This is a genomic window from Massilia sp. Dwa41.01b (assembly GCF_014171775.1).
In the GTDB taxonomy this organism is placed as follows: domain Bacteria; phylum Pseudomonadota; class Gammaproteobacteria; order Burkholderiales; family Burkholderiaceae_D; genus Telluria.
In genome coordinates this window covers 1,575,368-1,587,750 of the sequence record NZ_CP050454.1, presented here as the reverse complement: position 1 = coordinate 1,587,750, position 12,383 = coordinate 1,575,368, and the positions used below count along the sequence as shown (strand labels likewise).

The following is a 12,383-nucleotide window of genomic DNA, read 5'->3' as shown; positions in this document are numbered from 1 at the left end:
CGAAACCATACCACTTCTACCCAAAAACAATACCACTTAAATACCTGTTGACAGACCCAGGCAGCCTGCCTATAGTGCCCTGACCCCTTTTCCAGCTTGCGGCAGCCTCTCCAGGCGCCCCTCAACCATGATCGAATACCTCATCGGCGTCGATGGCGGCGGCACCGGCACCCGCGTACGTCTCGCCAGCGCCAACGGCGTCGAACTGGCGCAGGCCAGTGCCGGCCCTTCCGGTCTCTCGCACGGCATCCAGAACGCCTGGACCACCATCATGCAAGCCATCGGCGAAGCCTGCGCGGTGGCCGATATCGGTTCCCCTCCCCTGTCCTCGATGGCGATTGGCCTGGGCCTGGCCGGGGTGCACAACAAGGAATGGGCCGCGCAGTTCGTGGCAAGCGATCCCGGTTTCGCCGCCCTGGTGCTGGGCACCGACGGCTTCAGCACCCTGATGGGCGCCCATGGCGGAGAACCAGGCGCGATCGTCGCGATCGGCACGGGCAGCGTCGGCGAAGCGATGCTGGAAGACGGCAGCAAGGTGGAAGTCGGCGGCTGGGGTTTCCCGGCCGGGGACGAAGCCAGCGGCGCATGGATGGGGCTGCGCGCGCTGAACCATATCGAACAGGTGATCGATGGCCGCGTCGCAGGCGGCGCGTTTGCGCGCGAGGTCATCGAAGCCTGCGGCGGCAGCCGCGATGCCGTCCAGGTCTGGCTCGGGCGCGCCAACCAGACGGCCTATGCGAGCCTGGCGCGCTTCGTGATCCTGCATGGCGACACCGATCCGGTGGCCCGTGCCATCCTCGAACACGCGGGCCGCGAAGTGGCCAGCATCGCCCATGCGCTCGACCCGTCCGCGCGCCTGCCGCTGGCCCTGTGCGGCGGCCTGGGCGAAGTGCTGCTGGCCTGGCTGCCGCCAGAGACCCGTGCACGCTGCCTAGCGCCGCAGGGCGACTCGGCGCAAGGCGCGCTGCGCATGATCGAACGTCACCTGAAGAAGGCCGCACCATGAAAGGCAACATCCTCACGCCGGACGGCTGGATCCACGGCGAACTGCGCTACGGCGCCATCATCGAGGCCATCGCCGGCAGCCCGGCCGACCCTGACGGGAATAACGACGACTACATCCTGCCCGGCTTCATCGACGTCCACGTGCACGGCGGCGGCGGACGCGACATGATGGAAGGCGGCGACGCGCCGCACGTCATCGCCGCCCTGCACGCGAAACACGGTACCACCAGCCTGCTGGCCACGACGATGACGGCGCCGCCGGAAGACATCGAACGCGCGCTGGATGCGATCGGCGCGGCCATCGAAGAGCGTGGCAAGGGCGAAGCGCGCATCCTCGGCGTGCACCGGAAGGCCCCTACATCAATGCCGCCAAACTGGGCGCCCAGCCGCCGTTTGCAAAGGAAGCGACCCTGCGCGAGGTGGAAGACTACGCCCGTCGCGCGCCGCTGCGCGTGATCACGGTGGCGCCCGAGATCCACGGCCACCTCGAGCTCGTGCGCCTGCTTGCCGACAAGGGCATGCGCGTGCAGATCGGCCATACCAGCGGCTCGTATGAAGACGGCGTCGCCGCGCTCGAACACGGCGCGGCCGGCTTTACCCACCTGTTCAACGCGATGCCGGGCCTGCACCACCGCGAGCCGGGCATGGTGGGTGCGGCGCTGGCACACGCGCAGTACGCGGAGATCATCCCGACCTGCTGCACGTCCATCCGGGCGCAATCAAGGTGGCGCTGCGCGCGATTCCGCACCTGTTCTGCGTGACCGATTCGACGGCCGCTTCCGGCATGCCCGATGGCGAATACATGCTGGGGCGCCAGGTCGTCCACAAGTGCATGGGTGGCGTGCGCCTGGCTGACGGCACGCTGACCGGCTCCACGCTCACGATGGACGGCGCCCTGCGCAACCCGGTGAAGATCGGCCTGCCGCTGGCGGAAGCGTCGCGGCGCGTGTCGACCAATGCCGCCGATTACTGGGCGAACCGCTGCGCGGACGCCTGGCGCCGGGCTGCCATGCCGACTTCGTGGTGCTCGGCCGCGACCTGAACATCAAAGCCGTCCATATCGAAGGAGCAGCCGTATGAATTCCAGCAAAAGCGCGACCGACAGCGCACCCGCCACCTCGCTGATGCTGCAGGAGGCCATGTCCGCCGGCGACTGCGTCGCGCTGCAACTGAGCCAGGACACCGAACGCTACGCCGAACTCGGGCGCACGCTCAGGTCGACGAATTTCCACAGCGCGGTGACGGTGGCGCGCGGCAGCTCGGACCATGCGTCAAGCTATGTCGCCTACCTGATCATGTCGCGCCTCGGACGCCTCGTCACCTCGCTGCCGATGTCGCTCGTCACGCTGTACAAATCGCCCCTGGTCACGCGCGACACGCTGGCGATTGCCATTTCGCAGTCGGGCCAGAGCCCGGACGTGGTGGAACCGATCCAGTACTTCCGCGCCGGCGGCGCCACCACGGTGGCCCTGGTGAACGACGACAGCTCGCCGCTGGCGCAGAGCGCCGCCTGGACCATGCCGCTGCATGCCGGGAAGGAGCAGAGCGTGGCCGCCACCAAGAGTTTCATCACGAGTCTCGTCGCCGGTGCGCGCCTGGTGGCCGAGTGGCAGGACGACGCGGAACTGAAAGCCGGCGTTGCCGCCCTGCCCGAGGCCTTGCGCGCGGCGAGCCAGGCCGACTGGTCGGCGGCCATCGACGTGCTGGCGCCAGCGCGCAACATCATGGTGGTGGGTCGCGGCATCAGCTTCCCCATCGCCCTGGAGGCGGCCCTGAAATTCAAGGAAACCTCGGCCCTGCAGGCGGAAGCGTTTTCCGGCGCCGAGATCAAGCACGGCCCGATGGCGCTGATCGAGGAAGGCTATCCGCTGCTGATCTTCGCCACTCGCGGCCCGGCCCAGGCGGGTCTGCTGACCCTCGCTGCCGAGATGCGCGGACGCGGCGCGCGTGCTGCTGGCCGCGCCGGACGACGTGCCTGAGCGCGACCTGACCCTGCCGGTGGCCGCCACGCCCGACCTCGACCCGATCGTCGCGATCCAGGCCTTTTATGTGATGGCGGCGCAGCTGTCGAAAGCGCGCGGGCTCGATCCGGACCGGCCGCGTCACCTGAGCAAAGTCACCAAGACCAATTGAACTGAAGACGCGCATGGAAGAACTGAACCAACTCGCCGGCCAGCTGATCATGGTGCGCCTGTTCGGCACCGAACTGGACGAGGACACCGCCGCCTTCATGGCGCAAAACCGGGTGCGCGGCGCCTGCCTGTTCCGCCAGAACATGGTCGATACCAGCCAGCTGACCCGTTTCACCGGCGCCCTGCGCGCCGTGATGGGACCGCAAGCCCTGATTGCGCTCGACCAGGAAGGCGGCGCCGTCGTGCGTTCGACCTGGGTGCCGGCGCCGCCCTCGGCGATGGCGCTTGGGGCCGCCAACGACCCGGACCTCGCGCGCGAAGTCGGCGCGGCGGGTGGCGCGCGGTGCGCTCGCTCGGCTTCAACTGGAACTTCGCGCCGGTGCTGGACCTGAACAACAACCCGCACAACCCGGTGATCGCCGAGCGCTCCTTCGGTGCCGACGCGGAAACCGCGACCCGCATCGCGCTGGCCTGGATGGACGGCAGCGAGGCCGAGGGCGTGGCCTGCTGCGTCAAGCACTTCCCCGGCCACGGCGACACCCACATCGACTCGCACCGCGCGCTGCCCACCGTCGACAAGCCGCTCGAAGAACTCGAACGCTTCGAATTCGCCCCCTTCCGCATGGCCGCGCAGCGCGAAAAACCGGCGCCGGCAATGATGACCGCCCACATCGTCTACCCGGCGCTCGACGCCGAGTACCCGGCGACGATGTCGCAGCCCATCCTCACCGGCATCCTGCGGGACGGCTGGGGCTACGAGGGCGTGATCATCACCGACGGCATGGACATGCATGCGATCGCGCACCGCTACGGCGCCGGCCAGGCCGCCGTGCGCGCGCTGGTGACCGGCGCCGACATGGTGATGGCGATCGGCTCGCGCGAGACGCAGGAAGAGACGGTCGCGGCGATTGCCGCCGCGATCGCCTCTGGCGAACTGCCGATGGCGCAGGTCCAGCAGAAGCTGGCACGCCTGGGCGCGCTCGCGGCGGCCCATCCTGCAGGTGCAACCACGGGCACGAGCGCCGGCGTCGCTGCCGGCACGGGCGCCCTTGCGGCCGAGCCCGATGCGCCGCCCGGCGCCGACGAGGCCCCGGTCTACAGCACCGATGCCGCCGACCGCGCCCTGATGGCGCGGGCATGGCGCCGCGCCCTGAGCGCACGCGGGCAAGTCGTGCGTCCGCCGGCGGGCAGCAGGCTGCGCCTGGTGGCGCGCCAGGACGTGGTCAGCGACGGCGTCTCGGAAGCCGGCGTGCCTGCTGCGCAGATCGCCGCGTCCCTCGGCCAGCTCTACGACGTCGAGCTGGTGACGTTTGCCGATGCGGAAAGCTTCGACTGGGCCGCCCTGCCCCAGGACGGCCGCTTCACGGTGCTGGCCTCGACCTCGCGCCGCCGCTACGGCCCGCACGCGAAAGCGACCTGGCGCCCTGACCTGCACCTGGCCCTGTGGAACCCCTACCAGGCACTCGACTTCGACGCGCCGGCCCTGATGACCTATGGCTTCGCGGCACCGGCGCTAGCCGCCGTCAACGCCTGGCTGGCGGGCGAGATTGAGGCCGAGGGACGTTGCCCGGTTCCCGGTTTCTGAGGCCGCGCGCCCACGACAAGTTACCTGCCGTCAAGGCAGGTAACGCAATGTAACGCCACGCCCGCCCCGGTAGTCCCTGCGGCACAATTGCGGCGCAGGGTCCCGCCGGTTTATGGGACAATGCGCGTTTGCACAAGATTGGCAAATTCGCCATTTTGCCGCGGATCCACCGCTCATTTTTTTAGAAGGATCTTTCATGTCCCATTTCCGTCTCGCTCGCCTCTGCCTGCTGCTGGCTGCCGTCGGCCTGAACAGCGCGCCTGCCCTGATGACGAGCGCGCATGCGCAAAAGAACGACGCGCCGGCTGCCGCTGCCAAGAACAGCGTGCGTCCGGAGCTGGCCAAGCTGCTCGATCCGGCACAATTGCAGCCTTTGATCAGCGCCAAGAACACGGCTGAGCTGAACGCCCGCCTCGGCCAGGCCGATGCGCTGCCGAACAAGACGCCTTACGAGACCTATGTCATCACGCGCATGAAGATGGTCTCGGCCTCGATTGCCAACGACACCGCTGCCTTCGCAACCACGTCCGAACAGGTCATCCAGTCCGGTTTCGAGCCGAAGGAAATGCAGCCGAAACTGGTGCTGACCCTCGCCGACATGCAGTTCAAGGCGGCCAACTACGCGGGCGCCATCCAGAGCCTGAAGCGCTACGAGTCGATGGGCGCCGACATGACGACGGCACGCCTGATGCTCTCGCGCGCCTACTACCTGAACAAGGACTACGCGGCCGCCAAACCGCTGCTGCTGCAGGTGATCGAAGAGACCGAAAAGGCCGGCAAGACGCCGACCATGGAAGACCTGAAACTGCTGCGCAGCGCCGCCAGCGAGACCAAGGACAATGCTGCCCGTGAAATCGTGGCCCAGAAACTGGTCACCTATTACCCGGCCGATGAATGGTGGGACGAACTGATCCGCCTGGGCGTGACGTCCAAGCCGGGCTTCGACCAGAACAACCCGTTGCCCCTGCGCCGCCTGCAGTTTGCAGCAATCAAGACCCTGGACGAGAGCGAGTACATGGACCTGGCCGAGCTGGCCCTGCGCGACACGTTCGCCACCGAAGCGAAGAACGTGCTGGACGCGGGCTATGCCGCCGGCGTGCTGGGCAAGGGTGCCAACGCCAAGGCCCACGACGCCCTGCGCAGCCGCGCCAACAAGGGTGCGGCCGACGACGCGAAAAACATCGCCAGCGGCGAAGCCTCGGCCAGCAAGGCCAAGACCGGCGCCGGCCTGGTCAACCTGGGCTGGGCCTACACCACCATGGGCCAGGCCGACAAGGGCATCGGCTTGATCCAGCAGGGTATCGCCAAGGGCGGCCTGAAGCAGCCTGACGAGGCCAAGCTGCGTCTCGGCCAGGCCCAGGCCAAGGCCGGCCACAAGGAAGACGCGATCAAGACCTTCGAGAGCGTCAAGGCACGCGGCGGCCTGTCCGACATCGCACGCATGCATATCCTGCTGCTGCGCCAGCCGGCTGCAGGCGCAGCACCGGCAGCCGCGCCGGCGGCCGCTACCGCTTCGACGCAGTAACCGCGCCGCAAACGACAAGCGGGCGAGCGCCACCGGCGCCGCCCGCTTTTTTATTCGCTCGAGCTCAGATCGCGGTCAGGCCGCCATCGACTGCCAGCTGGTGGCCGGTCACGAACGAGGATTGTTCCGAGCACAGCCACAGCACCGCGTTGGCGATTTCGGCCGGCTCGGCAAAGCGGCCCATCGGGTGCGCTTCGCGCAGCTTCTTCTCGGCTGCCGCCTCCGCCTTCAGGGCGCGTGCCAGCATCGGCGTACGCACCGCACCCGGGCACAGCGCATTGACGCGGATGCCGTCCCCGGCATATTCCGCCGCGGCGCTCTTGGTCAGGCCCGCCACCGCATGCTTGCTGGCCGCGTAGGCGGCCATGCCCGGCGCACCGACCAGGCCCAGCGCCGAGGACATGTTGACGATGGTGCCGGCGCCCTGCTTTTTCATCTGGCGCAGCTGGTACTTCATCGACAGCCAGACGCCCTTGACGTTGACGTCCATGATGCGGTCGAACCCGGCTTCGTCGATGTCGACCAGCGGCACGCCCTCGTCCTCCAGCGCCGCCGAATTCACCGCGCAGTCGACGCGGCCGTAATGGTGCACCGCCTTGTCGACCAGCGCTTCGACATCGGCCGCGCGCGTCACGTTCGCCTGCACGAACAAGGCCTTGCCGCCGTTCTCGACGATCATCGCGGCCGTGGCATGGCCGCCGTCGACCGACACGTCGGCCACCACGACACATGCGCCGGCACGCCCGAAGGCCAGCGCCGTGGCACGGCCGATGCCCGCAGCCCCGCCGGTGACGATCGCCACCTTGCCGGCAAACGGCAAGCCGCCCTCTTTCGCTTCCTGCTTCGGTTCCTGCTTGATCCTGCCCTTCATCCCTGCTGCTCCCGCGGTCTTGCCACAATGATGCCCAAAGGCAACATTCTACCGGGAAGCCGGGGTTTCATCAATCCAGGCGGGGCTGCTAGCGCGGGAGTGTTGCGCTTTTGGTCCGCTGCGGCCTTCCAGGGTGCAGCTTACGGCGCCGGCCTGGCCTTTTTCTCGTCGCCGGCCATCACGACCGACAGCTTCTTCGGGTCGATGGCGCGGCGCCATGCCGCGTTCAGCTGGGGCAGGGTCACCGCCATCAGCTTGTCCTCGAACTGGCGCGACCATTCATAGGTGCGGTTGCGGTACAGGTAAGAGGTCCAGCCCGAGGCCAGGGCGGCGTCGTCGGCGCGGGTCTGCTGGCGTTGCTGCATCAGGCCCGACTTGGCGCCCGCCAGTTCGGCCGCGGTGAAGCCGCCCGTGACGGCGCGCGCCAGTTCCTCGCGCACGGCCGCGTCCAGGCGCCGCAGGTTTTGCGGTGCAGCGATGGCGCTGATCTCGAAGCCCCTGCCCGGTCCAGGTCGCCGGCGTCGAGCTGCGAACCGCCGCCGTAGGACAGGCCATCCTTCTGGCGGATGCGGTCCATCAGGCGCGAGCGCAGGCCGCCTTCGCCGAAGATGTAGTTCGCCGGGTCAGGGCCGGATAGTCCGGGTCGTCGATGTTCAGGTCGAGGTTCAGGCGCGCGGCGTAGAAGCCGTTCTCCTTGTCCGGGGTATCGAGCATGGTCGCCAGCGGCGCGATCTCGGCATGGCCGCGCAGCACCGGCGCCACGTTGGCGGCCGCCTTCCAGCTGCCGAACAGCTCCTCGACCAGCGGCGTGACCACTGCCGGGTCGAAGTCGCCGACCACCGCCATCTCGGCCGGCACGCTGCCGTAGAATTCGCGGTGGTAGGCGCGCAGCTCGTCCAGGCGCGCGGCCTGCAGTTCGGCCAGGTCTTCGTCGATGCTGTTCGCGTGGCGCACGTCGCCCTTCGGGTAGATGTCGAAGTGGCGGTTCAGGGCGCGCGCGGCAACCGATTGCGGTTCGCCCCGGCTGGCCTCGAGCGCGACCTGCGACTGGCGCTGCAGCTGCTCGAACTCGGCTTGCGGGAAGCCCGGTTCCTTGAGCACGTGGGCCACCAGGCGCAGTGCCTCGGGCAGGTGTTCGCGCGTGGTCTGGAAATGGGTCAGGCCGCCGGAAATGCGCAGGCGCTCGAACTCGTCGGCCAGCTGTTCGCGCGTGTAGCGGCTGGTGCCGCGCACGAGCATCGCCGCGGTCAGCTCGGGCACGGCGCCCTTGCCGAACAGGTTCTTCTCGTCGCCCATGTGCTGGCGCAGGTCGACGGTGACGGTCTCGCCACGGTTCTTCTTGGGCAGCAGCGCCAGCTTGACGCCGCCGGCAGTCGCCAGCTGGGTGCGCTTCAGGATATTCGCCTGGGTCGGCTCGAAATCCTCGGACACCAGTTTGGACTCGCGCGGCTTGAAGTCCTTCAGGATGCTCTCCACGCTCGGCGCCGGCGGGATCACGGCGCGCAGCGGGCTGTCCTCGGGGATGAACACGCCGGTGACGCGGTTGTCGCGCCGGAAGTAGCGCTTGGCGACGCCGGCCACTTCGAGCGCGCTGATGGTCTTGATGCGTTCGCGGCCGGTGAAGAACAGGCGCCAGTCGCCCAGCGCGATCGTTTCGGACAGCGCCACGCCAACCCGCTGCGGGTCGTTCAGGCTGCGGTCGAGCTGGTTTTCGTAGGTGCGGCGGATGCGCGCCATTTCCTCTTCCGTCGGCGGCGTGTCGCCGAAGTGCTCGACGGCCTCGATCAGCGCGGCGCGCACCGGTTCGAGCGGCTCGCCCTTCTTCACGACGGCGCCGACATACTGCAGGCCGGGCGCGTAGCCGGTCTCGCCGAACGTGAACACCTGGCTCGCCTTGCCGGTCTCGACCAGGCTCTTGTGCAGGCGCCCGGTCGGCACGTCGCCCAGGATGGCGGAGGCGAAGGCCATCACGTCGCTGTCGTCGTGCAGGCTGGACGGCACCTTGTAACCCAGCATGACGATCTGGACGTCGCCCTGGCGCCGCACCGCGAAGCTGCGCTCGCCGTCCTGGGTGGGCTCGACCGTCCAGAATTGCGGCAACTGGCGCTTCGGCTTCGGAATCGCGCCGAACAGGCGGTTGATCTTCGCGAGGGTCGCGTTCGGCTCGAACTTGCCGGCCACCAGCAGCACGGCGTTGTCCGGCTGGTAATAGGTGCGGTAGAAGGCCTGCAGGTTGGCGATGCGCACGTTCTCGATGTCGCTGCGGTTGCCGATGGTCGAACGGCCATAGCTGTGCCAGTCGTAGGCCACGCTCTGCATGCGCTTGGCCAGCACGCCGGTGGGCGAATTCTCGCCGCTCTCGAATTCGTTGCGCACGACCGTCATCTCGGAATCGAGGTCTTTCTGGGCAATGAAGGAACCGGTCATGCGGTCCGCTTCCATCTGCAGCGCCCAATCGAGGTTGCCGGGCGCGGCCTGGAACACCTCGTAGTAGTTGGTGCGGTCGAGCGAGGTGGTGCCGTTGAAGTCCATGCCGCGGTCGGCGAACTGGCGCGTGATGTCCGGGTTCTTCTTCGCGCCCTTGAACAGCAGGTGCTCGAGCAGGTGCGCCATGCCGGTTTCGCCGTAGTTCTCGTGGCGCGAGCCGACCAGGTAAGTGACGTTCACGGTGACGGTCGGACGCGAGTTGTCGGGAAACAGCAGGACCTTCAGGCCGTTGGCCAGGCGGTATTCGGTGATCCCTTCGACCGAGGCGCCGAGCTGCACGCCCTTGGGCAGGGGCGCGGACGCGGCGGCGCCGGCAAGGAGGAAGATCAGGGCGCCGGCGGTCAGTTGCGCGGGCAGGCGCTGCTTGAAACTCGTCAAATTCATGTCATTCCGTCAGGTGGGGCGTCGGTCCGACGCGCGTGGTCCGGGGGCGGCGCGAGAGGCTGCAAGAGCGCGATGGTAACAGATGGCTGTTCAAGATGATGCTGCGACAGAGGCATCGATGCAGCGGGCATACGTGCCTGCGCCGCCGCTGCACCCCGCGGCCAGATGCTGCCAGGCAAGTTGCCGCGAGGTGGGTCCTGCCTGGAGCGTATGCCGCGGTTCAGTGACGCGCGCGCCGTTCGTGCGCCTGCTGGTTGCCGCTGATGCGCGACAGGTCGCCCATCTCTTCGGCGAGGAACTCGAGCAGGTCGTCGGCGCTGACGATGCCGGCCAGGCCGCCGTTGCGCTTCACGACCGGCACCCGGCGGATGCCGCGCAGGCGCATGTGTTCGATGGTCTGGTAGACGTCGTCGTCCTCGCGGCAGGTGAGCAGGTCGTCGCTCATGATGTCGCCGACGAGCAGGCTGGCCGGGTCGAGACCGAGCGCGATGACGGAGACGACGATGTCGCGGTCGGTGACGATGCCGACCGGCGTGGCTTCGCCGTCGCTGCCGTCGACGACGACGAGGTCACCGACATGGTGCTTGCGCATCAGGAGCGCCACGCCCTGCACGGTTTCGTCGCGCGTGCAGCTGATCGTCTGGACGGTGCAGATGTCGCCGATGTTCATGATGCCTTCCCCTGGATGCGCAACGCAGCGCACGGTTGGCGGGCGGGACGACAGCGTTCCGCCCTCTCAAGTCCAAGCTAGTGCATGAACTTCAAGGCAGTTTAATCTGACTCAAACAGCGTGGGGAACTTGGAGCGCTTACGCCTTGCTATCGCCCGGCAGCTCGACAAAGCAGGCATCGACCAACTGCAGGTCGTTGTCCTTGGCGAAATTGATGACGAAGTGGTAGGCCAGCGGTTCGGCTTTTTGCAGGGTCTTGTCGACGACAACGGCCTTGACGCCGTTCACCATGGTCGGGTGTACGTAGGGAGAAAACTGCAGGTGGGCATTGCGCCCGCCGCTGCCTTCGGGCCGGAAGCAGGACATGACCCCGCACAGGCGCTCCGCCCAGTCGCTGGGACGGAACTGCCTGCCTGCATTCGTGAGGCCCAGGATGAAGAACTCGCCGGCGGCGGTTTCGGTCCCGGTGTGCGGTAACTCGGCCATAGTGCTGCTTGCTGATACAAGAATGCTACGTGGAGAAGGACAACCCCACTATTATATCTTATAGAAGACTTGGGGACGAAGCCTGTCCGGACATGCTCAGCCGAGCCACATCACGCTCGACAGGAGGAGCAACAGGATCATCCATAATATCAGGGCACGCCAGACAAGTCCCACCGTGCTTTGCAGGGCGCGCAGGTTCGGCTCCTCGCCCGGCAGCACCTCGGCTTCGGCATCGGTCATGTCGACCAGGGCGGCGTCGGCCGGCAGCAGTTGCGGGGCATTCTCGTACGGGGTGCCCAGGCGCACACCCATGGCGCCGCCGCCGGCAGCGAGGATGATGCCGCGCGACTCTTCCGACCAGCGGTCGGCGAAATTGCGCCAGGCGTAAATCGCATCCTCGAAATTGCCTACCACGGCAAAGGCAATCGCCGTCAGGCGCACCGGCACCCAGTCGATCCAGTAGAAAGCTTTCGCGGCGAACTGGCCGAAGGCTTCGTTACGCATATGCTCGGGCTCGTTCCAGGCACGGGCCAGGTATTCGGACACGCGGTAGAGCACGGCGCAGGCCGGGCCGCCCACGAGGAACCAGAAGAACACGCCGAACACGCTACGGTGGGTCGTGATCAGCGACTTTTCCACGGCGATGCGGGCAATTTCGCCGGCGTCCATGCCGACCGTGTCGAGCCGGGTCCATTCCGCCAGCAGGGTACGGGCGGTGGCTTCGTCGCCGTTGTTGAGGGCCAACTGGATGGACGTGAAGTAATGGCTGTAGTGGCGAAAGCCCAGCGTCAGGTAGACGATGGCGACGTTCAGGGCAAACACGAGGAATACCTGGTAGCGGGCCAGGGTCCAGTGGACGATGGCGACGGGCAGCACCAGCAATGCCATCATCAGGAACCAGCCCATGCGGCCGTTTTTCGCTTCGCCGGCATTGAACCAGCCCTCGATGCGCATCGCCAGGGTCTTGATGCCGCTGTAGACCTGGTTATCTGCGCGCAGCGGTTTCAACTGCTCGATGAGCAGGGCGCACAGAATCGATAAAAATGTCATGCAATTCCTTCTTTTGTTATGGCAATACCAGCTGCCCCGCTACGATAGCGCAGCTTCCCGCCATAATCAAATCCGGGCCCGTAAGTAAGTACTCGACCGAAAATAAATGGGAATTTTGGCAAACAGAACTGGATGCGGTGCAAGGCGGCGAGCGCGCCGCAGTGCGAGCACTGCAAGCGCGAACCGAC

Annotated in this window: 8 protein-coding genes and 3 pseudogenes; 5 read left to right on the top strand and 6 right to left on the bottom strand. The window is 67.1% G+C overall.

What is annotated here, in order from left to right; all coding sequences use genetic code 11:
• Positions 1–127 precede the first annotated feature (127 nt).
• From G4G28_RS07210 to G4G28_RS07190, 5 genes and pseudogenes are all read left to right on the top strand, one after another.
• Entirely contained in the window at positions 128–1,006 is an 879-nt protein-coding gene (locus G4G28_RS07210; RefSeq protein WP_183108186.1) for a BadF/BadG/BcrA/BcrD ATPase family protein, read from the top strand.
• Positions 1,003–2,085: pseudogene (gene nagA, locus G4G28_RS07205) on the top strand (N-acetylglucosamine-6-phosphate deacetylase). The gene G4G28_RS07210 and the pseudogene nagA overlap by 4 nt, the downstream one beginning before the upstream one ends.
• Positions 2,086–2,129: 44 nt before the next feature.
• Positions 2,130–3,138 (top strand): annotated as a pseudogene (locus tag G4G28_RS07200) (SIS domain-containing protein).
• A gap of 13 nt (positions 3,139–3,151) precedes the next feature.
• Positions 3,152–4,722: pseudogene (locus G4G28_RS07195) on the top strand (glycoside hydrolase family 3 N-terminal domain-containing protein).
• A gap of 196 nt (positions 4,723–4,918) precedes the next feature.
• The gene (locus tag G4G28_RS07190) at positions 4,919–6,247 is read left to right on the top strand and encodes a tetratricopeptide repeat protein (RefSeq protein WP_182991437.1); all 1,329 of its coding nucleotides are present in this window, start codon (positions 4,919–4,921) and stop codon (positions 6,245–6,247) included.
• A gap of 64 nt (positions 6,248–6,311) precedes the next feature.
• On the opposite strand, the gene G4G28_RS07185 is transcribed toward G4G28_RS07190, so the two are convergent.
• The 6 genes from G4G28_RS07185 to G4G28_RS07165 all read right to left on the bottom strand — a co-directional run bounded on the left by G4G28_RS07185 (position 6,312) and on the right by G4G28_RS07165 (position 12,195).
• Positions 6,312–7,118, bottom strand: coding sequence for an SDR family oxidoreductase (locus G4G28_RS07185; RefSeq protein ID WP_183108185.1), 807 nt, complete (start codon positions 7,116–7,118; stop codon positions 6,312–6,314).
• Positions 7,119–7,258: 140 nt separating this feature from the next.
• Positions 7,259–7,558, bottom strand: a complete 300-nt coding sequence (locus G4G28_RS25370) for a hypothetical protein (RefSeq protein WP_229507927.1) — start codon at positions 7,556–7,558, stop codon at positions 7,259–7,261.
• A gap of 136 nt (positions 7,559–7,694) precedes the next feature.
• Positions 7,695–9,989, bottom strand: coding sequence for a pitrilysin family protein (locus G4G28_RS07180; protein WP_229507926.1), 2,295 nt, complete (start codon positions 9,987–9,989; stop codon positions 7,695–7,697).
• Between the two features lie 220 nt (positions 9,990–10,209).
• Positions 10,210–10,659, bottom strand: a complete 450-nt coding sequence (locus G4G28_RS07175; RefSeq protein WP_182991434.1) for a CBS domain-containing protein — start codon at positions 10,657–10,659, stop codon at positions 10,210–10,212.
• 138 nt (positions 10,660–10,797) lie between these two features.
• A complete protein-coding gene (locus tag G4G28_RS07170; protein WP_182991433.1) occupies positions 10,798–11,145 on the bottom strand; it encodes a DUF3579 domain-containing protein in 348 nt (115 codons plus the stop codon).
• A gap of 96 nt (positions 11,146–11,241) precedes the next feature.
• Complete coding sequence (locus G4G28_RS07165) at positions 11,242–12,195, bottom strand: CobD/CbiB family protein (protein WP_182991432.1); 954 nt, start codon at positions 12,193–12,195, stop codon at positions 11,242–11,244.
• Between the last annotated feature and the right edge of the window lie 188 nt (positions 12,196–12,383).

Bases quoted from the DNA above. Each gene is read 5' to 3' on its own strand.
- G4G28_RS07210 (WP_183108186.1), top strand. From the start codon at position 128: ATGATCGAATACCTCATCGGCGTCGATGGCGGCGGCACCGGCACCCGC.
- G4G28_RS07165 (WP_182991432.1), bottom strand. From the start codon at position 12,195: ATGACATTTTTATCGATTCTGTGCGCCCTGCTCATCGAGCAGTTGAAA.
- G4G28_RS07175 (WP_182991434.1), bottom strand. From the start codon at position 10,659: ATGAACATCGGCGACATCTGCACCGTCCAGACGATCAGCTGCACGCGC.
- G4G28_RS07180 (WP_229507926.1), bottom strand. From the start codon at position 9,989: ATGAATTTGACGAGTTTCAAGCAGCGCCTGCCCGCGCAACTGACCGCC.
- G4G28_RS07190 (WP_182991437.1), top strand. From the start codon at position 4,919: ATGTCCCATTTCCGTCTCGCTCGCCTCTGCCTGCTGCTGGCTGCCGTC.
- G4G28_RS07170 (WP_182991433.1), bottom strand. From the start codon at position 11,145: ATGGCCGAGTTACCGCACACCGGGACCGAAACCGCCGCCGGCGAGTTC.
- G4G28_RS07185 (WP_183108185.1), bottom strand. From the start codon at position 7,118: ATGAAGGGCAGGATCAAGCAGGAACCGAAGCAGGAAGCGAAAGAGGGC.